The sequence below is a fragment of the Pseudomonas vancouverensis genome (assembly GCF_004348895.1).
GTDB lineage: Bacteria > Pseudomonadota > Gammaproteobacteria > Pseudomonadales > Pseudomonadaceae > Aquipseudomonas > Aquipseudomonas vancouverensis.
The window spans coordinates 130,179-148,906 of record NZ_RRZK01000027.1; the positions used below are offsets into that span (position 1 = coordinate 130,179).

General features: G+C 60.1%; 20 protein-coding genes. 16 read left to right on the forward strand and 4 right to left on the reverse strand.

The features are described from left to right. The first annotated feature begins 164 nt into the window (after nucleotides 1-164). The gene (locus tag EIY72_RS18970; protein WP_093223383.1) at nucleotides 165-728 is read left to right on the forward strand and encodes a TetR/AcrR family transcriptional regulator; all 564 of its coding nucleotides are present in this window, start codon (nucleotides 165-167) and stop codon (nucleotides 726-728) included. A gap of 10 nt (nucleotides 729-738) precedes the next feature. On the opposite strand, the gene EIY72_RS18975 is transcribed toward EIY72_RS18970, so the two are convergent. Beyond that, nucleotides 739-1,251: a hypothetical protein gene (locus EIY72_RS18975; RefSeq protein ID WP_093223386.1), complete on the reverse strand. Its 513-nt coding sequence runs from the start codon at nucleotides 1,249-1,251 to the stop codon at nucleotides 739-741. A gap of 121 nt (nucleotides 1,252-1,372) precedes the next feature. Next, a complete protein-coding gene (gene katG / locus EIY72_RS18980; protein ID WP_093223389.1) occupies nucleotides 1,373-3,640 on the reverse strand; it encodes a catalase/peroxidase HPI in 2,268 nt (755 codons plus the stop codon). Between the two features lie 510 nt (nucleotides 3,641-4,150). Between katG and EIY72_RS18985 the strand changes: the two genes are divergently transcribed. The 6 genes from EIY72_RS18985 to EIY72_RS19015 all read left to right on the forward strand — a co-directional run bounded on the left by EIY72_RS18985 (nucleotide 4,151) and on the right by EIY72_RS19015 (nucleotide 8,258). Further along, entirely contained in the window at nucleotides 4,151-4,648 is a 498-nt protein-coding gene (locus EIY72_RS18985; protein WP_132680160.1) for a hypothetical protein, read from the forward strand. Continuing rightward, the gene (locus EIY72_RS18990; protein ID WP_132680161.1) at nucleotides 4,645-6,057 is read left to right on the forward strand and encodes a PAAR domain-containing protein; all 1,413 of its coding nucleotides are present in this window, start codon (nucleotides 4,645-4,647) and stop codon (nucleotides 6,055-6,057) included. Before EIY72_RS18985 ends, EIY72_RS18990 begins: the two co-directional genes overlap by 4 nt. Nucleotides 6,058-6,718: 661 nt before the next feature. Beyond that, nucleotides 6,719-6,997 carry a hypothetical protein gene (locus EIY72_RS19000; RefSeq protein ID WP_341800090.1) on the forward strand — a complete coding sequence of 93 codons (279 nt, stop codon included), beginning with the start codon at nucleotides 6,719-6,721 and terminating at the stop codon, nucleotides 6,995-6,997. Next, the gene (locus tag EIY72_RS19005; protein ID WP_197678843.1) at nucleotides 6,990-7,469 is read left to right on the forward strand and encodes a hypothetical protein; all 480 of its coding nucleotides are present in this window, start codon (nucleotides 6,990-6,992) and stop codon (nucleotides 7,467-7,469) included. Before EIY72_RS19000 ends, EIY72_RS19005 begins: the two co-directional genes overlap by 8 nt. Next, nucleotides 7,466-7,843: a hypothetical protein gene (locus EIY72_RS19010; RefSeq protein WP_093223397.1), complete on the forward strand. Its 378-nt coding sequence runs from the start codon at nucleotides 7,466-7,468 to the stop codon at nucleotides 7,841-7,843. The genes EIY72_RS19005 and EIY72_RS19010 overlap by 4 nt, the downstream gene beginning before the upstream one ends. Nucleotides 7,844-8,048: 205 nt before the next feature. Beyond that, a complete protein-coding gene (locus tag EIY72_RS19015) occupies nucleotides 8,049-8,258 on the forward strand; it encodes a hypothetical protein (protein WP_093223400.1) in 210 nt (69 codons plus the stop codon). A gap of 66 nt (nucleotides 8,259-8,324) precedes the next feature. Here the strand turns inward: EIY72_RS19015 and EIY72_RS19020 are convergent, their stop codons facing one another. Together EIY72_RS19020 and EIY72_RS19025 are read right to left on the reverse strand one after the other, a co-directional pair. Then, nucleotides 8,325-8,522, reverse strand: a complete 198-nt coding sequence (locus EIY72_RS19020; RefSeq protein ID WP_093223403.1) for a YbdD/YjiX family protein — start codon at nucleotides 8,520-8,522, stop codon at nucleotides 8,325-8,327. A 14-nt stretch (nucleotides 8,523-8,536) separates the two neighbouring features. Then, complete coding sequence (locus tag EIY72_RS19025) at nucleotides 8,537-10,594, reverse strand: carbon starvation CstA family protein (RefSeq protein ID WP_093223406.1); 2,058 nt, start codon at nucleotides 10,592-10,594, stop codon at nucleotides 8,537-8,539. Nucleotides 10,595-10,895: 301 nt separating this feature from the next. Between EIY72_RS19025 and EIY72_RS19030 the strand changes: the two genes are divergently transcribed. The 9 genes from EIY72_RS19030 (at nucleotide 10,896) to EIY72_RS19070 (ending at nucleotide 18,395) form a co-directional block, all read left to right on the forward strand. Beyond that, nucleotides 10,896-12,260 carry a cache domain-containing protein gene (locus EIY72_RS19030; RefSeq protein ID WP_093223409.1) on the forward strand — a complete coding sequence of 455 codons (1,365 nt, stop codon included), beginning with the start codon at nucleotides 10,896-10,898 and terminating at the stop codon, nucleotides 12,258-12,260. Nucleotides 12,261-12,294: 34 nt separating this feature from the next. Further along, entirely contained in the window at nucleotides 12,295-12,927 is a 633-nt protein-coding gene (locus EIY72_RS19035; RefSeq protein WP_093223412.1) for a response regulator, read from the forward strand. A 184-nt stretch (nucleotides 12,928-13,111) separates the two neighbouring features. Continuing rightward, nucleotides 13,112-13,702 (forward strand): amino acid synthesis family protein, encoded by a 591-nt coding sequence (locus EIY72_RS19040; protein WP_093223415.1) that lies wholly within the window; start codon nucleotides 13,112-13,114, stop codon nucleotides 13,700-13,702. 43 nt (nucleotides 13,703-13,745) lie between these two features. Continuing rightward, nucleotides 13,746-14,579 (forward strand): alpha/beta fold hydrolase, encoded by an 834-nt coding sequence (locus EIY72_RS19045; protein WP_093223418.1) that lies wholly within the window; start codon nucleotides 13,746-13,748, stop codon nucleotides 14,577-14,579. Next, nucleotides 14,576-16,057: an aldehyde dehydrogenase gene (locus EIY72_RS19050; RefSeq protein ID WP_093223421.1), complete on the forward strand. Its 1,482-nt coding sequence runs from the start codon at nucleotides 14,576-14,578 to the stop codon at nucleotides 16,055-16,057. Before EIY72_RS19045 ends, EIY72_RS19050 begins: the two co-directional genes overlap by 4 nt. A gap of 11 nt (nucleotides 16,058-16,068) precedes the next feature. Continuing rightward, nucleotides 16,069-16,554, forward strand: a complete 486-nt coding sequence (locus EIY72_RS19055) for a flavin reductase family protein (RefSeq protein ID WP_093223424.1) — start codon at nucleotides 16,069-16,071, stop codon at nucleotides 16,552-16,554. Between the two features lie 75 nt (nucleotides 16,555-16,629). Then, nucleotides 16,630-17,019 (forward strand): carboxymuconolactone decarboxylase family protein, encoded by a 390-nt coding sequence (locus tag EIY72_RS19060; protein ID WP_007991919.1) that lies wholly within the window; start codon nucleotides 16,630-16,632, stop codon nucleotides 17,017-17,019. Nucleotides 17,020-17,077: 58 nt separating this feature from the next. Further along, a complete protein-coding gene (locus EIY72_RS19065) occupies nucleotides 17,078-17,830 on the forward strand; it encodes a GntR family transcriptional regulator (RefSeq protein ID WP_093223427.1) in 753 nt (250 codons plus the stop codon). Between the two features lies 1 nt (nucleotide 17,831). Continuing rightward, nucleotides 17,832-18,395 carry an NUDIX hydrolase gene (locus tag EIY72_RS19070; RefSeq protein ID WP_093223430.1) on the forward strand — a complete coding sequence of 188 codons (564 nt, stop codon included), beginning with the start codon at nucleotides 17,832-17,834 and terminating at the stop codon, nucleotides 18,393-18,395. Nucleotides 18,396-18,728 lie beyond the last annotated feature (333 nt).

Below are 18,728 nucleotides of genomic sequence, written 5' to 3' on the forward strand. Positions count from 1 at the left end.
GCACCCGTTCATTGGTAGGTCTTGAGCCACGGGCTCGGAATCGGCCAGACTGCGCTCGAGGCTGGCAACGCCATTGCGCTGAATTTATATGATGAATATCATCAATACCAGCCTCTCAGTGAAAAATCGTCCAGGCAATGTCCACCTGGCCACAGGAGCCGCACATGAAAGTCAGCAAAGACAAGGCCGCCGCCAACAAGGAAGCCATCCTCGCAGCGGCTTCGCGCCTGTATCGAGAGAAAGGTATCGATGGCATCGGCATCGGCGAGCTGTCCCGCTCGGTTGGCCTGACCCATGGCGGTTTCTACGGGCAATTCCCCGGCGGCAAGGAGCAGTTGGCGACCGAGGCTGTCAGCCGTACCTTCGAAACCAACATCAACGACTGGCGTGCGGCCAAATCCATACCGCAGCTGTTGAAGGGCTATCTGACGATGAGCCACTTGCGCAACTGGACCGAAGGCTGCCCTATTCCCGCCTTGGGCGCCGATGTGGCGCGCACCGGCGGCACGGTCAGCCATTCATTCACCGCCGGGGTGCAGACCCTGATCGATACCCTGACGGCGCTGGCCGACGGCGAGACGCCGGAGGAAAAACACCAGCAGGCGCTGCGCATCCTCTCTTCCATTACCGGGGCGATTTTGATCGCCAGGGCGATAGACGATCCGCAGTTGGCGGAGCAGTTCCTGCAATCGGTGATCAACGCCTGGCCTGACGCGGCCAAAGACTAGGCCCAGGCTTTCAACCTCGATAATAGGTGGCGTGTTTGATCAGCCACTTTTTGCCGATGTCGATATCCGCGGCTTGTCGAGCGAGTATCCAGTCCGAGGTGCGCGGCGTGCCGAACTTGTCGGCGCCCATGGCCTGCCCGACCATCACCTCCCCCTGCGGCAGCATCAGGAAGCTGAACACACCACTTGAAGGCGCGGCCTTTTTCAGCGACTTCCAGGTGCCATGGAGGTAGTGGTCCTCGTATAACTCACAGGTGCCCTGCCAGCGATAGCCGCCGACATTATCGGAGTTGCGCAGGCGCAACTGACCATCGGCAATGTCGATCTCGACCTTTTCGGTCACCCACTGATTGGCATCGTCCGCATCCTGCCAGGTGGAATCCCAGACACCGAGCAGATCCTCCCGACGCGAGTAACGTCGCGTGCTGAGGTACTTCGGCAACCACACCGACAGCCAGGCGCCCAGCGCCGTGGAACAGACGGCGAGAATGAGGGGGAACCAGTAGGTTTCAAAGGCGCTCATGCTGAAAGCCCCGAGGATTGAGCTGCCTCAAAGCTTAGTTCACAGGGGTGACCGGTGATGGCGGATAAAAAAAGCCGCGACCTGATCCCGTTCAGGTCGCGGCTGGTTTCACGCCATTTGATTACTTCAGATCAAAGCGATCCAGATTCATCACTTTTGTCCACGCCGCCACAAAATCCTTGACGAATTTCTGCTGCGAATCAGCGCTCGCATAGACTTCGGCCAACGCACGCAACTGCGCGTTCGAGCCAAAGACCAGGTCGACCCGGGTCCCCGTCCACTTCACCGCGCCAGTCTTGCGATCACGCCCTTCGAACTCCTGTTGGGCATCGGACACCGGCTTCCACTCCACGCCCATGTCGAGCAGGTTGGTGAAGAAGTCGTTGGTCAGTGCTTCCGGCCGCTGAGTGAATACACCGTGTTTCGACTGCCCGACATTGCTGTTCAGCACGCGCAGGCCGCCCAGCAGTACGGTCATCTCCGGTGCCGTGAGGGTCAGCAGTTGCGCCTTGTCGATCAACAGGGATTCAGCCGGAACGCGGTACTGGTGTTTCAGGTAATTGCGGAAGCCGTCGGCAATCGGCTCAAGGAAACCGAAGGAGTCGACGTCAGTCTGCTCCTGGCTGGCGTCCATACGCCCCGGCGTGAACGGTACCGTCACGCTGTGGCCGGCGTTTTTCGCCGCGGTTTCGACACCCACACTGCCGGCGAGCACGATCAGGTCGGCCAGGGAAACCTTCTTGCCGCCACTCTGCGCGCCATTGAACTCGCCCTGGATTGCTTCGAGTTTCGCCAGCACCTTGGCCAGTTGCTCCGGCTGGTTGGCGGCCCAGGATTTTTGTGGTGCCAGACGCAGCCGTCCGCCATTGGCGCCACCGCGCTTGTCGGAGCCACGGAAGGTCGAAGCCGCAGCCCAGGCGGTCGACACCAGCTGCGACACCGACAGGCCCGAGGCGGCAATCTTGCTTTTGAGACCGGCGACGTCGCTGTCGTTGACCAGCGGATGGTTGGCTTCGGGAATTGGGTCTTGCCAGAGCAATTCTTCAGCCGGCATTTCCGGGCCGAGATAGCGCGACAGTGGTCCCATGTCACGGTGGATCAGCTTGTACCAGGCCCGAGCGAAGGCATCGGCCAGTTGATCGGGATTGGCCAGGAAGCGCCGGGCAATCGGCTCGTAGATCGGATCGAAACGCAGCGCCAGGTCCGAGGTCAGCATGGTCGGATCGCGGCGTTTCGACGGGTCGTGAGCATCCGGAATGGTACCCGCACCGGCGCCATTTTTCGGCTTCCACTGGTGCGCACCGGCCGGGCTCTTGGTCAGTTCCCAGTCGAAACCGAACAGGTTTTCCAGGTAGTTGTTGCTCCATTTGGTGGGCGTGGTGGTCCAGGTCACTTCCAGGCCGCTGGTGATGGTGTCGGCGCCCTTGCCGGTGCCGAAGCTGTTTTTCCAGCCCAGGCCTTGCAGTTCCAGACCGGCGGCCTCGGGTTCCGGCCCGACATTGTCCGCAGGGCCGGCGCCGTGGGTCTTGCCGAAGGCGTGGCCGCCGGCGATCAGGGCCACGGTTTCCTCGTCGTTCATGGCCATGCGGCCAAAGGTTTCGCGGATGTCCAGGGCGGACGCCACCGGATCAGGCTCGCCTTCCGGGCCTTCCGGGTTGACGTAGATCAGGCCCATCTGCACGGCGGCCAGCGGGTTTTCCAGATTGCGTCCATTGTCGGTACGGCTTTCTTCGTTACGCCCAGGTTCAGCCACCAGCGGCACGTCGCCGGGCTTCTGTACCGGTTTTTCCTCACTTTTGCCGTAACGCGAATCACCGCCCAGCCATTTGTTTTCCGAACCCCAGTACACGTCTTCGTCCGGCTCCCAGACATCCGGGCGGCCACCGGAGAAACCGAAGGTCTTGAAGCCCATGGACTCAAGGGCGACGTTACCGGTCAGCACGATCAGGTCAGCCCAGGAAATTTTGTTGCCGTACTTTTGCTTGATCGGCCACAGCAGCCGACGGGCCTTGTCGAGGCTGACGTTGTCCGGCCAGCTGTTGAGGGGGGCAAAGCGCTGTTGACCCGAGCCTGCACCGCCGCGGCCATCGCCGGTGCGGTAGGTGCCTGCACTGTGCCATGCCATGCGAATGAAGAGAGGACCATAGTGGCCGAAGTCCGCCGGCCACCAATCCTGGGAGTCGGTCATCAGTGCCGTCAGATCATTTTTCAGGGCCTGGAAGTCCAGGCTCTTGAACGCTTCTGCGTAGTTGAAGTCGCCCCCCAACGGGTCAGACTTGGGCGAATGCTGGCTCAAGATCTTCAAATTCAGTTGGTTCGGCCACCAGTCGCGGTTCGTCGTGCCACCGCCAGCGGCGTGATTGAACGGGCATTTCGATTCAGTTGACATGGCATCTCCTCTTGATTTTATTTTCAGCTAACCACCCTTGAGCGTGGATCCGGTCCGCCGATTAATGAAATAGCTTTTGGGCATGGGATCCATAGCCTGAAGGCTATGACGACCTCGTGGTCAGACGCTCCAGACCCTCCATTAAAGTACCGCTCGGTCAAACTGTCGCTTCAATGGGCGAGATAGCTGATAAACAGCGCAAATCCCCAAGCAAGCCAGCGATACTTCCATGAACCGGAGCACACGTGGTGGCAACCGCAGTCAATCGAACACATCGAGGGTGTTTGTCGAGGTGGCTTCAGCGCGTTTTCACCGGGTTTGTGCAACATCCTTGTAGGAAACGCGCCGTTTGTTTTTGCGAAAATTCCTATTCGTTCTTTTTGCTCGACCATTGGATTGCTTCCAATACGCGTTCCACCGTTTTATTCGTCGTCGCCCAATGTTCCCTCTGCGCTCTTTCCAAGAGGAGAGGAACGGCAACTCAAATCGATGACAATAAGGACGTTGAAGATGAATGCATCTCTGCCCCCCTCGTACACCAACGCAGCCTCCGCTGAATCTCTCCGCAGTCTTGATGCCCCCTGCTTCACTGACGAGCAGCTAGCGCGGTTTTCTGACCAGGCTCTGGCAGTTGTTCGCCAGCAACAGGCATTCATGGAAGCTCATCCCGCTCGAGCCATTTACCGGTTGGCAACCGAAGGCAGTCAAAACCGTGATGGCGGGATCGTCCAGCAAGCAACGTCAGCGCTGGAGTACACGCTTGAAAGTGGCAGGAAAGTGCGTGTGGCTCAGATCGGTGACGTGGTCGTGTACGCCGATGGCCGTACGGCGCAGATCGTGACGGGAGCGGGAACAGAAAACAGTGATATAGCGCTCGTCGGCAGTCGTCTGTGCAATGGCGACGAGATCATCAACACATTGCAAAGCGGGGTTTTATTGGTGGGGCGTGAAGGCGTGCCGATGGCCGAGGATTTTCTGCCGCCCGTCCAGCAGGAGGAACATCAATGAACGAAGGACATTTCATTGGCCTGCATGACAAAACCACTTGTGGCGGTACGGTCCTGGATGGCCATAGCGGAATCAACATGTACGGCATCCTCCATGCCCGTGAAGGTGATCGGGTGACCTGTGGTGAGGACGGCGAGACTTACCGGATTATTGGTGGCATCTCGTACATGATCAGTCATGGCAAAGCAATGGCAGGCACGCTGGACAGCCTGAGCGGTTGTCCCTGCCGGGCACGCCTGATCCCCTCGGTGTTCACGGCCACCTATCAAAGCGCCAACGCCGCGCCGCCCACGGCCCGGGTCGCCGTACAACCGCTTTCCAATGCTGCAACCAGCCAACCGGCCGCACCTCGACATTCCGCTTTCACCCCTTCGACGCCGCCCGTACCGCCCGTATTCACCCGCATGGAGCCTCAAGAACCCGGTTTTTATGTGGTGCCCAACAGCATGACCCGCCAGGCCCTCGAGGCGACGCTATTCACCACACCCGATGCCGCCGTGATGCGCAAGTTTCGAGCGCTCAATCCTGAGCAAAGTGATTTCAAGGCCGGCTCGCTGATCGTATTGAGCGATCCGCACAACACCTCCTGCACCTACCAGGAAGCCCAGTTAATGCAGGCGGCGCAACAGGTCAGGGCAGCTCTCGATCCCCTGACACCATCCGAAGCCGAATTCATGCACCGCCACGCCGCTGAAATCGCCAGTTTTACCGGTGAGACCTCGACCTGGCTTGGCGTGAGCGCGGTGATCATGGAAAAACACCTCGCCAGCCTGCGCGACACCCTGCAAGCCATGGAACGTCTGCATCAGGATACCTACCGCCAGCACGGTCACCTGCGCTCACCGCAGTTCTTCGCCGATCGCCAGCGCCTGCTCGCGCAACTGGATGCCCACCTGCTGAACTCCACTCGCCTGCGTGGCTACACGACATTGGGCGATCATCCCAAGTTGAAGACGGCGCTTGGTATTTCCACTCGTAGTTTGGTGCACCGCTGGGACAAGGCGGGTGCGCCGGGGCAGATACCGGGATATACGACTCACGTAGAAGCAACCAGTCGGGCGGCGAAGTATATGCAGGCGGGGGGGTATATTGGGATTGGGATTGGCGGAGTGTCATCGTTGTTAAATATTCAGGAAGTTTGTAATGGTGGGTCGGAAGACGCCTGCAAGAAAATCAAATTTACTGAAGGGGGTAAATTTGTTGGGTCTACCGTTGGTGGGATCGTGGGCGGCGTGGGAGCGCCTTTGATCAGTGGCTCCATTTGTCTCGCGCTTGGAGTTACCACTGGGATAGGTAGTGTTATTTGCAGTGCGGCAATAGTTGGTACGACTGCATGGGTGGGAGCAGAAATTGGGAGTCTGGGGGGCGAAGGAGTCGGAGAAGTATTCTACGAGAAAACCTTGCCATGATCTCGGGGGAGTTTTGGAGGTCCTGGCTAGCATTCTGGCTTTTGGCTGGCCCAATATTCCTGGGGATAGTGAACATCGCATATTGCTTTTACCTTAGCCGCCATCATCTAGATGCGATGATGGATGCCTTGAAAAACAGCCGCTACATGTATGTTCGGGGGCTGGCATGGAGGGGCCAAGGCTGGTTTGGAGGCTTTGTACTTATCACTAAAATTGCTGGGATGGTATTGCGACCGGCTGCGTACATTCGCATGGGTGACGTGGATCCTGTCGATATCGGAAATTTTCCACCCCACTTGAAGCGTTTTCTGATGATTAACGTAGTCATGACGATCACTACCCTAAGTTGGATGGCGATTACCTACGTACTACTGAAAGTTAGATAACTCAATGTGACGGAACAATCTGTCTGGTACTTGGAGTCTTTACAGGAATTGGCATGTTACCTGCGCCACTGCTGTCATAGGTGTGAGTGCCTGGGTGGGTACAACCAGAGGTGCTCAACTGGAGAGGTCATCGGCGAGACACTCTATGAGGCTGCTCAGCCTTGACCAGCAATTGGCCTGTCTGGGCGATTCTTTTGTTCAATGGCGGGCCACTGCTATTAGGAGTCGCGGGTATCGCGTACTCCCTTTATTTGGGCCGTCATCTGGATGCCATGATGGAAGCCCTGAAAAACAGTCGTTATATCTACATCTGGGGGCCAGGACTGCGGAATCAGGGATGGTTTGGGTGCCTAATGCTGGTAGCAAAAATCGCCGGGATGGTGATGATGCCAAAAGCATCAATCCGGATTGGTGAGCTGGACCCCGTGGATCTTAAAAACTTCCCTCCGCACCTGAAGCGTCTTCTGAAAATCAAAGCAGTGATGTTGGTTGGTAGCGGTGTTTGGCTGTTGGTTGCATCTCTGCTAGTGAAATTCAGACTCCAGGATGGATGAATACTCCAAGCTAAAGATGGCCCTCGGTATTTCCACTCGCAGTCTGGTGCATCGCTGGGACAAGGCGGGTGCGCCGGGGCAGATACCGGGTTATGCGACTCACGTAGAAGCAACCAGTCGGGCGGCGAAGTACATGAGTGGCGGTGGTTATATTGGCATTGGTATTGGCGGGGTTTCTTCGCTGCTGGCCATTCAGGAGGTTTGTGTTGGTGACTCTGGAACTGCGTGCGAGAAAATAAAGTTTACCGAAGGGGGGAAATTTGCCTTGTCGACCCTAGGAGGCTACGCGGGAGGAGAGTTAGCTTATTTGGCCAGTGGCCCCATTTGCTTATTTCTAGGATTTACTACAGGGATTGGGGGAGTTGTTTGTATTGCAGGTGTTGTAGGGACCGGCGCGTTGGGAGGCTCAGTTGCGGGAGGTGTGGCAGGAGAGTTTTTAGGAGAGAAACTGTACGAGATTAGACTGCAGTGATTGACTCTTGGCCTCCTTGGGCTGCCATCGCTTTTGTCGGTGGGCCATTTATTTTGATTCTCCTGAGCTTCGCCTACAGCTTTTATCTAAATCGCCATTTGGATGCGATTTTGGGGGCTTTGGAAAAAAGTCGGCATGTTGTTTTGGCAGTGGGTCTGCGAAATCAAGGATGGCTGGGACGGCAGATGCTGATTGCCAAGATTACAGGAGTGGTAATGTGGCCAGGACCAGGTATTCGTACAGGTCAGATGGATCCAGATGATATTCGAAACTTTCCGCCGAACTTGAAGCGTTTGCTAAAAGCCAAAGCCATACTGACATGCGTCATTGTTATCTGGGGAGCCTTTGCATTCACACTGGTGAAATTCAAGTAGCTCAGTATCGGACAATATGAACGGCAACGGCAGTTGCCGTTTTTGTGTATTTCTGTATGGGTTTAACTCGCACAAACCGCTACAAATGTGACGCAGTCGTGGCTCCCCGCCTCGGCTTTGTCATGAACGGCTGCGACAATGCAGCGAATTTTGCTGGAGGGATGCCGGCGTATTATTGGAAATGATTACCCGCAGAGGTGACGCCATGCTCCTGAAAGCCATGTTGATCTGGCCCCTGTTGTCGATTGTCATCGTCACGGTGCTGTGTCGCCTGATCCATAAAGCCAAGTTGGCGGACCAGGCGCTGGAAAGGTACGCCTTGCAACGAAATGCCGCGCAGGGCCATTTCGACGATCTGTTCCAAAGCGTTCCGGTGACAGTTGCAGTCGAAGACAAGGACCGCCGTGCCGCGTAACAGTCGCCGTACAGGTATGGATCCGCGATAAAAAAACCCGGCACTCAGGCCGGGTTTTTTATGGTCTCAACAACACTTCGGTCCGGCCTTGCTGCCGTAGCGCGCTTCCTGGCGCTCGCGGAAGAACGCCTCGTAATCCATCAGCGGTTTGTCCGGGTGCTTGCTCTGCATGTGCTCGACGTAGTTGTCGTAGTCGGGCATGCCGACCATCAGGCGCGCGGCCTGACCGAGGTACTTACCGAGACGACTCAGGTCATTGAACATGGCGCCCTCCTAACCTACGCGTTCGGCACAGCCTGGAACGGCGCTTCTTTATCCGTGCGCTCCTTCGTACCCCAGGCGGCGATGCCGACCTTGAGGGCGAAGAACAGGATGCTGAACACCACGAACAGGAAGAGCGCGGTCAACGTCGCGTTGGTGTAGGCGTTGAAGATCACGTGCTGCATCTGCGTGATGTCCTTGGCCGGGGCCAGCACCTGACCGTTGGCCAACGCATCGCTGTACTTCTTCGCCAGGGCCAGGAAACCGATGGCCGGGTTGGCGTCGAACAGCTTGATGAAACCGGCGGTGGTGGTGCAGATCAGCAGCCACACGGCCGGCAGCAGGGTCACCCACACGTAGCGCTGGCGCTTCATCTTGATCAGCACCACGGTGCCGAGCATCAGGGCGATACCGGCGAGCATCTGGTTGGAGATGCCGAACAGCGGCCACAAGGTGTTGATGCCACCCAGCGGGTCGATCACGCCCTGGTACAACAGGTAACCCCACATCGCCACACAACCGGCGGTGGCGATCAGGTTGGCGGTCCAGGATTCGGTGCGGCGCAGGGCCGGCACGAAGGAGCCGAGCAAGTCCTGGAGCATGAAGCGACCGGCACGGGTACCGGCGTCGACTGCGGTCAGGATGAACAGCGCTTCGAACAGGATCGCAAAGTGGTACCAGAACGCCATGGTGTTCTCACCCGGCAGGACGTGGTGGAGGATCTGCGCGATACCCACCGCCAGGGTCGGCGCACCACCGGCACGGGCGAGGATGGTGGTTTCACCGATGTCGTGGGCCACCGCTTGCAGGGCGTCCGGGGTAATCGCAAATCCCCAGCTGCTGACGGTTTGCGCGACGGCAACGGCGTCGGCGCCGACCACGGCGGCCGGGCTGTTCATGGCGAAGTACACGCCCGGGTCGATCACCGAGGCAGCGACCATGGCCATGATCGCCACGAACGACTCCATCAGCATGCCGCCGTAACCGATGTAACGGGCATGGCCCTCACTGGCGAGCAGCTTGGGCGTGGTGCCCGACGCGATCAGCGCGTGGAAACCGGACACCGCACCGCAGGCGATGGTGATGAACAGGAACGGAAACAGGCCGCCTTTCCACACCGGGCCGGTGCCGTCGATGAACTGGGTCAGGGCCGGCATTTTCAGCTCGGGCATGGTCACCAGAATGCCGATGGCCAGGGCGACGATGGTGCCGATCTTGAGGAAGGTGGAGAGGTAGTCACGGGGTGCCAGGATCAGCCACACCGGCAACACCGCGGCGACAAAACCGTAGCCGATCAGCATCCAGGTGATCTGCACACCGGTAAAGGTAAAGGCCTTGGCCCACACCGGATCCGCGGCAATCTGCCCGCCGAGCCAGATCGAACCGAGCAGCAGCACCACGCCGATCACCGAGATCTCGCCGATGCGACCCGGACGGATGTAGCGCATGTAGATGCCCATGAACATCGCGATCGGGATGGTCGCCATTACCGTGAACATGCCCCACGGGCTATCGGCCAGGGCCTTGACCACGATCAGCGCCAGCACCGCGAGGATGATGATCATGATCAGGAAGCAGCCGAACAGCGCGATGGTGCCGGGGATGCGGCCCATTTCCTCGCGGACCATGTCGCCCAGGGAACGACCGTTGCGGCGGGTGGACATGAACAGGACCATGAAGTCCTGCACGGCACCGGCCAGGACCACGCCAGCGATCAGCCACAGCGTGCCGGGCAGGTAGCCCATCTGCGCCGCCAAAACCGGACCGACCAGCGGCCCGGCGCCGGCAATGGCCGCGAAGTGGTGACCGAACAGCACGTGCTTGTTGGTCGGCACGTAGTCCAGACCATCGTTGTTGAGCACGGCGGGGGTGGCGCGATTGGGGTCCAGTTGCATCACCTTGTTGGCGATGAACAGGCTGTAATAACGGTAGGCAACGAGGTAGATGGCGACGGCTGCGACTACGATCCACAGGGCGTTGATCGCTTCGCCGCGGCGCAGGGCCACGACACTCAGCGCAATCGCTCCCAGGACAGCCACGGCAAACCAGGCGAGGTGTTTAGCCAGACGGGGCATAGCGTGTCTCCTGCCGACAGTCAGTGACTGCGGCGGTAATTTTTATAATTGTGTCCGCATTGCGGAGCTGGCCCAATATCTGCGCATGCCGTCGACAAATAAATCCGCGTTACTACGTACGTGAGGTCTACGTAGTTTTACGTAGATCGCGCAGTTCCCTTGTGGGAGCAAGTTCGCTCCCACAAGGATTTGCATTTCAGGTGGATGCCATCGACGCCATCCGTCATTCCGTCCAGCAGCGCTACAGGCCCGACGTATCTTTGGCATATGATCCGCAACCTTCGCGCAAGCAGGAATCAACATGCAGCTCAAACACAAGATCGTGGCCCTCGGGATTCTGCCGCTGGTGCTGGCGATTGCGGTCATCTGTGCGCTGGTGATTTCCCTCAACCGGCAGTTGGGCGACCAGCAAGCGCAACTGATCGAAGACAGCATCCTGGCGAGCAAGCGCGCGGAGTTGAAAAACTACGTGGAAATGGCGCAAAGCCTGATCGCCCCGCTGTACGACGACGGGCGTGGCGATGCCCATGCCCAGCAACAGGTGCTGGAAGAACTGCGCAAACTCAGCTTCGGCATCAATGGCTACTTCTTCGTCTACGACCGTGATGGCCGCAGCCTGATGCACGCACGCCAGTCCGAGCTGGTCGGCCAGTACCTGTGGGACATGAAAGACCCCCACGGCCTGCCGGTGATTCAGGCGTTGCTCAAAAGCGCGCAATCGGGCGAAGGCTTCCAGCGCTACGCCTGGAACAAGCCCTCCTCCGGCCAGGTGACCGACAAACTCGCCTACGTGGTGATGCTCGACCGCTGGGGCTGGATGCTCGGTACCGGCATTTATCTGGAAGACGTCGAACGCGCCACCCAGCAGGCCCGCGCCGAAGTCGCCCAGGGCATCCGCAAGACCATGCTGGCGATTGCCGTGGTCGCCCTGGTGGCGGTGCTGTTCGTTTTCGCCACGGGCATGACCCTCAACGTCAGCGAGCACCGTCTGGCGGACAAGAAACTGCAACGCCTGACCCAGCGTATCGTCAGCCTGCAGGAGGAAGAACGATCAAGGGTGTCCCGGGAGTTGCACGACGGCATCAGTCAGGTGCTGGTATCGATCAAGTTCCAGTTCGAACTGGCCAGCCACCTGCTGGAAAGCCCACAGGCGCAGGATAAAGGCCTGAGCACGCTGAGGGACGCCACTACGCGTCTGGGTGAGGCCATCGGCGAAGTGCGCAGCCTGTCCCATGACTTGCGCTCGTCCTTGCTCGATACCCTCGGCCTGTCGGCGGCCATCGTCCAGCTGGCCACCGAGTTCGAGCAACGCAGCGGCTTGAGCGTGACCTATAACGACAACGAGTTCGACTGCGACCTGGTCGATGGCGCGGCGGACTCGTTGTTTCGCATCGTCCAGGAAGGCCTGACCAACATCGAACGCCACGCCCGGGCGGAAAACGTTGCCATTACCCTGCGCGGCTGCGGACAATCGGTACGCCTGACCCTGGTCGACGACGGCATCGGCTTCAACGTCGCTGAAGTCGAACGTCGTCAGGCGGGGATCGGCCTGCGCAATATCCGCGAACGCGTCGAACATTTCGGCGGCCGTTTTGAACTGGTCTCGATGCCCGGCAGAAGTGAACTGGACGTCCTGCTGCCGATGAAACCGGCTACGAAGTATTAAAAGCGGCCCAACACAACAAGAGTGAAGACCTGCAATGAACCTGCCCCACCCGATCCGCATTGCGCTGGTTGACGATCACTCCCTGGTCCGCGACGGCATCAAGGCGTTGCTGGCCGTGATGTCGCCCCTGGAAATGGTCGGCGAAGCGGAAAACGGCGCCGATGCGATTGCAATGGTCGGCCGCTGCCAGCCGGACCTGCTGCTGGTCGACATCAGCCTGCCGGACATCAACGGCCTGGAGCTGACCCGCGTGCTGCGTGCTCAGTATCCTGCGCTCAAAGTGCTGGTGTTGAGCATGTACGACAATTACGAGTACGTCAGCGAGTCGGTGCGTTCCGGTGCCAGCGGCTATGTGCTGAAGAATGCGCCGTCCCGGGAAATCATTGCCGCCATCGAAGCCATTTCCAGCGGCGGCACCTTCTACAGTGCCGACATCGCCCAGCGGCTGATCGCCGACAGGCACACCGACAACGAGCTGACCCCAAGGGAAAGCCAGGTGCTGGCGAAAATGGCCCAAGGCCTGAACAACAAGGAAATGGCCCGGGAACTGGACATCAGTGTGCGCACCGTGGAAACCCATCGCTTGAGCATCCGCCGCAAGCTCAACATCGACAAGCCGGCGGCGTTGGTCAAATACGCCCTGGATCATGGGCTGATCTCCCGCTAAAACACCGTCTCTGCCCTACACACTTCCTGTGGGAGACAAACTCGCTCCCACAAGTCCTGCGCATGCCTGGGCATTTCTCATTATCCCTACCACCCGAGCAGAAACTCCGTTCAGGGACTTGCGTCATCGGTATTATGGTATACCATCAGACGCACAGACACCCAAAACTTCTACGGAGCAGCTCATGAGTTTCGAAATCCGCAAGATCGTCAGCTATGTCGAAGAAACCTTTATCGAAGGCGGCAAAGCCAGCGACAAGCCCGTGACCATGGTCGGTCTGGCCGTGGTCATGAAAAACCCCTGGTTGGGCAACGGTTTCGTTGAAGACCTCAAGCCACAGATTCGTGCCAACTGCTCCGACCTCGGCGCACTGATGGTAGAGCGCCTGGTGGGCATCATCGGCGGCGCCGAGAAAATCGAAGCCTATGGCAAGGCGGCGGTGGTCGGCGCTGACGGCGAGATCGAGCACGCTTCGGCGGTGATCCACACCCTGCGCTTCGGCAACCACTACCGCGAGGCGGTCAAGGCCAAGAGCTACCTGAGCTTCACCAACAAGCGCGGCGGCCCGGGCACTTCGATCCAGATCCCGATGATGCACAAGGACGACGAAGGCCTGCGTTCACACTACATCACCCTGGAAATGCAGATCGAAGACGCTCCGCGTGCCGACGAAATCGTCGTCGTCCTGGGTTGCGCCGACGGTGGCCGCCTGCACCCGCGCATCGGCAACCGCTACATCGACCTGGAAGAACTGGCGGCCGAAAAAGCCCAGTAACCGGCCAGAGAACCACAATAAAAAGGCATTGCAGGAGCGCTCCATGATTCGGCTCACCGCTGAACGCACCCCGGCTGGCACCAGTTACCTGGCGACCGGCCAAGGCCAGCCCGTGGTCTTGATCCACGGCGTGGGCCTGAACAAAGAAATGTGGGGCGGCCAGATCGTTGGCCTGGCCACGAACTACCGCGTCATCGCCTACGACATGCTGGGCCACGGCGCCAGCCCGCGACCGGACAGCGGCACACCATTGCTCGGTTATGCCGACCAGTTGCTCGAGTTGCTCGATCACCTGCAATTGCCCAAGTCAGCGGTGATCGGTTTCTCCATGGGCGGCCTGGTCGCACGGGCCTTTGCCCTGCACTACCCGGAGCGCCTGCAAAGCCTGGTGGTATTGAACAGCGTGTTCAACCGCAGTGAAGAACAGCGTGCCGGCGTCATTGCCCGCACCGCCCAGGCGGCCGAACACGGCCCCGATGCCAATGCCGAAGCGGCGCTGTCACGCTGGTTCAGCCGCGAATACCAGGCCGCCAACCCGGCGCAGATCGCCGCGATCCGCCAGACCCTGGCCGGCAACGATCCGCAGGGTTACCTGACCACCTACGAACTGTTCGCCACCCAAGACATGTACCGCGCCGACGACCTGGGCAGCATCCAGGCGCCGACGCTGATCGCCACCGGTGAACTCGACCCGGGTTCGACCCCGGAAATGGCCGAGCAACTGGCCCGACGCATCCCCGGTGCGCGGGTTGCCGTGTTGCCCGAGCAACGGCATATGATGCCGGTAGAGTCGCCGCGCCTGGTCAACCAGACGCTGCTGGAATTTCTCGAATTCGCACACTCCCGACAAAACCAGATCAAGGGGATCGTTGCATGACACAAGCCCGCTTCCAGATGTGCATCGGCGGAGAATGGGTCGACGCCCTCTCCGGAAAGACTTTCGAAAGCCTCAACCCGGCCACCGCGCAAGCCTGGGCAGAACTGCCGGACGCTGCTGAAGCCGACGTCGAGCGCGCCGTGCAGGCTGCGCAAACGGCTTTCGACAGCCCGGCCTGGCGTGGCCTGACCGCCACCGCGCGGGGCAAACTGCTGCGCCGCCTCGGTGACCTGATCGCCGAGAACAAGGAACAACTGGCGCAGCTGGAAAGCCGCGACAACGGCAAGCTGATCCGCGAAACCCGTGGTCAGGTCAGCTACCTGCCGGAGTTTTTCCACTACACCGCAGGCCTGGCCGACAAGCTCGAAGGCGGCACCCTGCCGCTGGACAAGCCCGACCTGTTTGCCTACACCGTGCACGAAGCCATGGGTGTGGTCGCCGCGATCATTCCGTGGAACAGCCCGCTGTACCTGACCGCGATCAAACTCGCCCCGGCCCTTGCTGCGGGCAATACCATCGTGATCAAGCCGTCCGAACACGCCTCGGCGACCATCCTCGAACTGGCGCGCCTGGCCCTCGAAGCCGGCATTCCACCGGGCGTGGTCAACGTGGTCACCGGTTACGGCCCGAGCACCGGTGCCGCCCTCACCCGCCATCCGCTGATCCGCAAGATCGCCTTCACCGGCGGCGCGGCCACAGCCCGGCATGTGGTGCGCAGCAGCGCCGACAACTTCGCCAAGCTGTCCCTGGAACTGGGCGGCAAGTCGCCGAACATCATCTTCGCCGACGCCGACCTCGACAGCGCGATCAACGGCGCCATTGCCGGGATCTACGCGGCGTCCGGGCAGAGTTGCGTGTCCGGCTCGCGGCTGTTGGTGCAGGACGAGATCTACGACGAGTTCGTCAACCGGCTGGTCGAGCGCGCCCAGCGCATCCGTATCGGCAACCCGCAGGACGACCACAGCGAAATGGGCCCGATGGCCACCGCGCAGCAACTGGCGGTGGTTGAAGGCCTGGTCGCCGACGCCATCGCCGAGGGCGCGCGCTTGCGCACCGGCGGCAAGCGTCCGACGGATCTCGGTGACGGCTGGTTCTACGAGCCGACGCTGTTCGAGTGCGACCGCAACTCGATGAAGATCATGCAGGAAGAAGTCTTCGGTCCGGTGGCCTCGGTCATCCGTTTCAAGGACGAAGCCGAAGCGCTGGCGATCGCCAACGACTCGCAGTTCGGCCTCGCCGCCGGTATCTGGACCCGCGACCTCGGCCGCGCCCATCGCCTGGCCCGGGACGTGCGTTCGGGGATCATCTGGGTCAACACCTACCGCGCGGTCTCGGCCATGGCGCCGATCGGCGGCTTCAAGAACAGCGGCTACGGACGCGAAAGCGGCATCGATTCGGTACTGGCCTACACCGAACTGAAAACGGTGTGGATCAACCTGTCCCAGGCACCGATGCCTGATCCCTTCGTGATGCGCTAGGAGTCTGCGAGATGATCGAACCCGGCATTTACAAAGACGTGATGAGTTCTTTCCCGTCCGGCGTCACGGTAGTGACTACGCTCGACCCGGACGGCGCCATCGTCGGCATCACCGCCAGCGCCTTCAGTGCGCTGTCGATTGACCCGGCGCTGGTGTTGTTCTGCCCCAACTACGGCTCCGACACCTACCCGGTGCTGCGCGACAGCAAGCAGTTCGCGATTCACCTGCTGTCCGCCGAGCAGACCGCCGAGGCCTATGCCTTCGCCGGTAAAGGCAAGGACAAGGCCAAAGGCATCGAGTGGCACCTGAGCGAACTGGGCAACCCGATCCTGGGCAAGGCCACGGCGATCATCGAGTGCGAACTGTGGCGCGAGTATGACGGTGGCGATCACGCGATCATCGTCGGCGCGGTGAAGAACCTGATCCTGCCGGCGCAGCCGGTGACGCCGATGATCTATCACAAGGGTAAGTTGGGGCCGTTGCCCACACTGGCTTGACAGCTTCACACGTCTCCAACTGTAGGAGCGAGCCTGCTCGCTCCTACAGTTGGAGACGTGGTGAAAGGAGGAATTGTGAATAACGAAAAGTACGAAAAAGGCCTGAAGATCCGCACCCAGGTGCTGGGCGAGGCCTACGTCAATCGCTCCATCGAAAACGCCGACGACTTCACCCGCCCCTTGCAGGAAATGGTCACCGAATACTGCTGGGGCCATGTCTGGGGTCGCGAGGGTTTGTCCCTCAAGGAACGCAGCATGATCAACCTGGCGATGATCTCGGCGCTCAACCGCCCCCACGAACTCAAGCTGCATGTGCGCGGCGCCTTGCGTAACGGCTTGAGTCGTGAGCAAATACGCGAAATTCTGCTTCAGGTCGGCATATATTGCGGGGTTCCCGCTGCCGTCGACAGCTTCCGGCTCGCCCGGGAAGCCTTCGCCGAAGCCGATGCCGAGGCCTCCAGTTAACCCCTCGGCTGTTTTGATGCCCGTCTGGCATGGACAGCCACCATAAAGAGCGGACCCCATGAAACGCCTGCCACTCGACGACAGCTTCAAGGTCAATCGCAACCCGGTCACCCTGCGCGAAATCGTGCTGGATAAACTGCGAAGCGCCATCATGAACTTTCAGCTCATGCCGGGCGACCGACTGGTCGAACGCGACCTGTGCGATCGCCTGGGCGTCAGCCGTACGTCGGTGCGCGAAGCCTTGCGTCACCTGGAATCCGAAGGCCTGGTGGAATTCGCCGATGCCAAGGGTCCACGTGTGGCGATCATCACCCTGGCCGATGCCGTCGACATCTACGAACTGCGTTGCGTGCTCGAAGGGCTGATCGTGCAGCTGTTCACCCTGCGCGCCAAGGCCAAGGACATCAAGGCCCTGGAAAAAGCCCTCGAAGAGAACCGCAAGGCGCTCAAGGACGGTGAGCTGCAACAGGTGATCGACTCGGTGCAGGGCTTCTACGACGTGCTGCTCGAAGGCTCGGGCAACCATGTCGCGGCGACCCAGCTGCGCCAGTTGCAGGCGCGTATCAGCTACCTGCGGGCAACCTCGGTGTCCCAGGAAAACCGTCGCGGCGCCAGCAACCAGGAAATGGAACGCATGGTTGAAGCGATCAAGAGCGGTGACGCCCTGGCCGCCCACCAGGCTTGCGTCGACCACGTACGTGCCGCCGCTGCCGTGGCCCTGGACTACCTCAAGCGCAAGCAGGAAGAAACCGGCGCCACGCCGCAGATCACCCAGCCCATCGCGCTGAAAGAACCGCGCATCGGTCGCTGACATGTTCAGCCCGAGCTTTTGCCCCCGATGCGGCAGCCCTGACCTCGGTCAGCAGGTGCCGCCGGGCGATACGCACGAGCGCCTGATGTGCCGCGGTTGCGGCTACATCCACTACATCAATCCGAAAATCATTGCCGGCTGCATCATCGAGCAGGACGGCAAGTACCTGTTGTGCCAGCGCGCCATCCCCCCGCGCCCCGGCACCTGGACCCTGCCCGCCGGTTTCATGGAGAGCGGCGAGACCACCGAACAGGCAGCCTTGCGCGAAGTCTGGGAAGAAAGCGGCGTGCGCGCGGAAATCGTCTCGCCCTATTCGATCTTCAGCGTGCCGCAGATCAGCGAGGTGTACATCATCTTCCGCGCCATCGCGCTGGAGATCACCGGGCAATACGGCCCGGAGACCCTCGATTACAAGTTCTTCGCGCCTGAGGACATTCCCTGGGACAGCATCTACTACCCGGCCATCCGGCAGATTCTCGAGCGTTACATCGAGGAGCGGCAGGCTGGGGTCTATGGGATCTACATGGGCAATGATGACAGCGGCAAGATTCACTTTATTCGCTGATCGGTTTTTTGCTGTTTGAGTTCCTTGGCAACCGGCTCTCCTGTGGGAGCGAGCTTGCTCCGGGCGGCGTTCCGACGATTGTTTTGTGCTGAGCTTTTTTTGTTGGGTGTACATATCCATTGCTGCGGTAACGGCCTCCGGCGGTTCCGCTCTTACAGCGGGTCACTTGGAGAAGCGGAACGCCGCCCGGCGCCAAGTAACCAAGCGCTCTTGCCCCTTTCGTTCGGTGCCTCGCCTAGGCTCGGCATGCCCTCGCTCCGGTCCTGCTCCGTGGGCCCGCCGCCATCGGCCATCCATGGCCGGGGGCGGCTACCGCGGCATCCCTGCCGCGGT

What these genes read in the sequence shown, in the direction of transcription:
- EIY72_RS18970 (WP_093223383.1), top strand. Translation starts at nt 165, where the DNA reads ATGAAAGTCAGCAAAGACAAGGCCGCCGCCAACAAGGAAGCCATCCTC.
- EIY72_RS18975 (WP_093223386.1), bottom strand. Translation starts at nt 1,251, where the DNA reads ATGAGCGCCTTTGAAACCTACTGGTTCCCCCTCATTCTCGCCGTCTGT.
- katG (WP_093223389.1), bottom strand. Translation starts at nt 3,640, where the DNA reads ATGTCAACTGAATCGAAATGCCCGTTCAATCACGCCGCTGGCGGTGGC.
- EIY72_RS18985 (WP_132680160.1), top strand. Translation starts at nt 4,151, where the DNA reads ATGAATGCATCTCTGCCCCCCTCGTACACCAACGCAGCCTCCGCTGAA.
- EIY72_RS18990 (WP_132680161.1), top strand. Translation starts at nt 4,645, where the DNA reads ATGAACGAAGGACATTTCATTGGCCTGCATGACAAAACCACTTGTGGC.
- EIY72_RS19000 (WP_341800090.1), top strand. Translation starts at nt 6,719, where the DNA reads ATGGAAGCCCTGAAAAACAGTCGTTATATCTACATCTGGGGGCCAGGA.
- EIY72_RS19005 (WP_197678843.1), top strand. Translation starts at nt 6,990, where the DNA reads ATGGATGAATACTCCAAGCTAAAGATGGCCCTCGGTATTTCCACTCGC.
- EIY72_RS19015 (WP_093223400.1), top strand. Translation starts at nt 8,049, where the DNA reads ATGCTCCTGAAAGCCATGTTGATCTGGCCCCTGTTGTCGATTGTCATC.
- EIY72_RS19020 (WP_093223403.1), bottom strand. Translation starts at nt 8,522, where the DNA reads ATGTTCAATGACCTGAGTCGTCTCGGTAAGTACCTCGGTCAGGCCGCG.
- EIY72_RS19025 (WP_093223406.1), bottom strand. Translation starts at nt 10,594, where the DNA reads ATGCCCCGTCTGGCTAAACACCTCGCCTGGTTTGCCGTGGCTGTCCTG.
- EIY72_RS19030 (WP_093223409.1), top strand. Translation starts at nt 10,896, where the DNA reads ATGCAGCTCAAACACAAGATCGTGGCCCTCGGGATTCTGCCGCTGGTG.
- EIY72_RS19035 (WP_093223412.1), top strand. Translation starts at nt 12,295, where the DNA reads ATGAACCTGCCCCACCCGATCCGCATTGCGCTGGTTGACGATCACTCC.
- EIY72_RS19040 (WP_093223415.1), top strand. Translation starts at nt 13,112, where the DNA reads ATGAGTTTCGAAATCCGCAAGATCGTCAGCTATGTCGAAGAAACCTTT.
- EIY72_RS19045 (WP_093223418.1), top strand. Translation starts at nt 13,746, where the DNA reads ATGATTCGGCTCACCGCTGAACGCACCCCGGCTGGCACCAGTTACCTG.
- EIY72_RS19050 (WP_093223421.1), top strand. Translation starts at nt 14,576, where the DNA reads ATGACACAAGCCCGCTTCCAGATGTGCATCGGCGGAGAATGGGTCGAC.
- EIY72_RS19055 (WP_093223424.1), top strand. Translation starts at nt 16,069, where the DNA reads ATGATCGAACCCGGCATTTACAAAGACGTGATGAGTTCTTTCCCGTCC.
- EIY72_RS19065 (WP_093223427.1), top strand. Translation starts at nt 17,078, where the DNA reads ATGAAACGCCTGCCACTCGACGACAGCTTCAAGGTCAATCGCAACCCG.
- EIY72_RS19070 (WP_093223430.1), top strand. Translation starts at nt 17,832, where the DNA reads ATGTTCAGCCCGAGCTTTTGCCCCCGATGCGGCAGCCCTGACCTCGGT.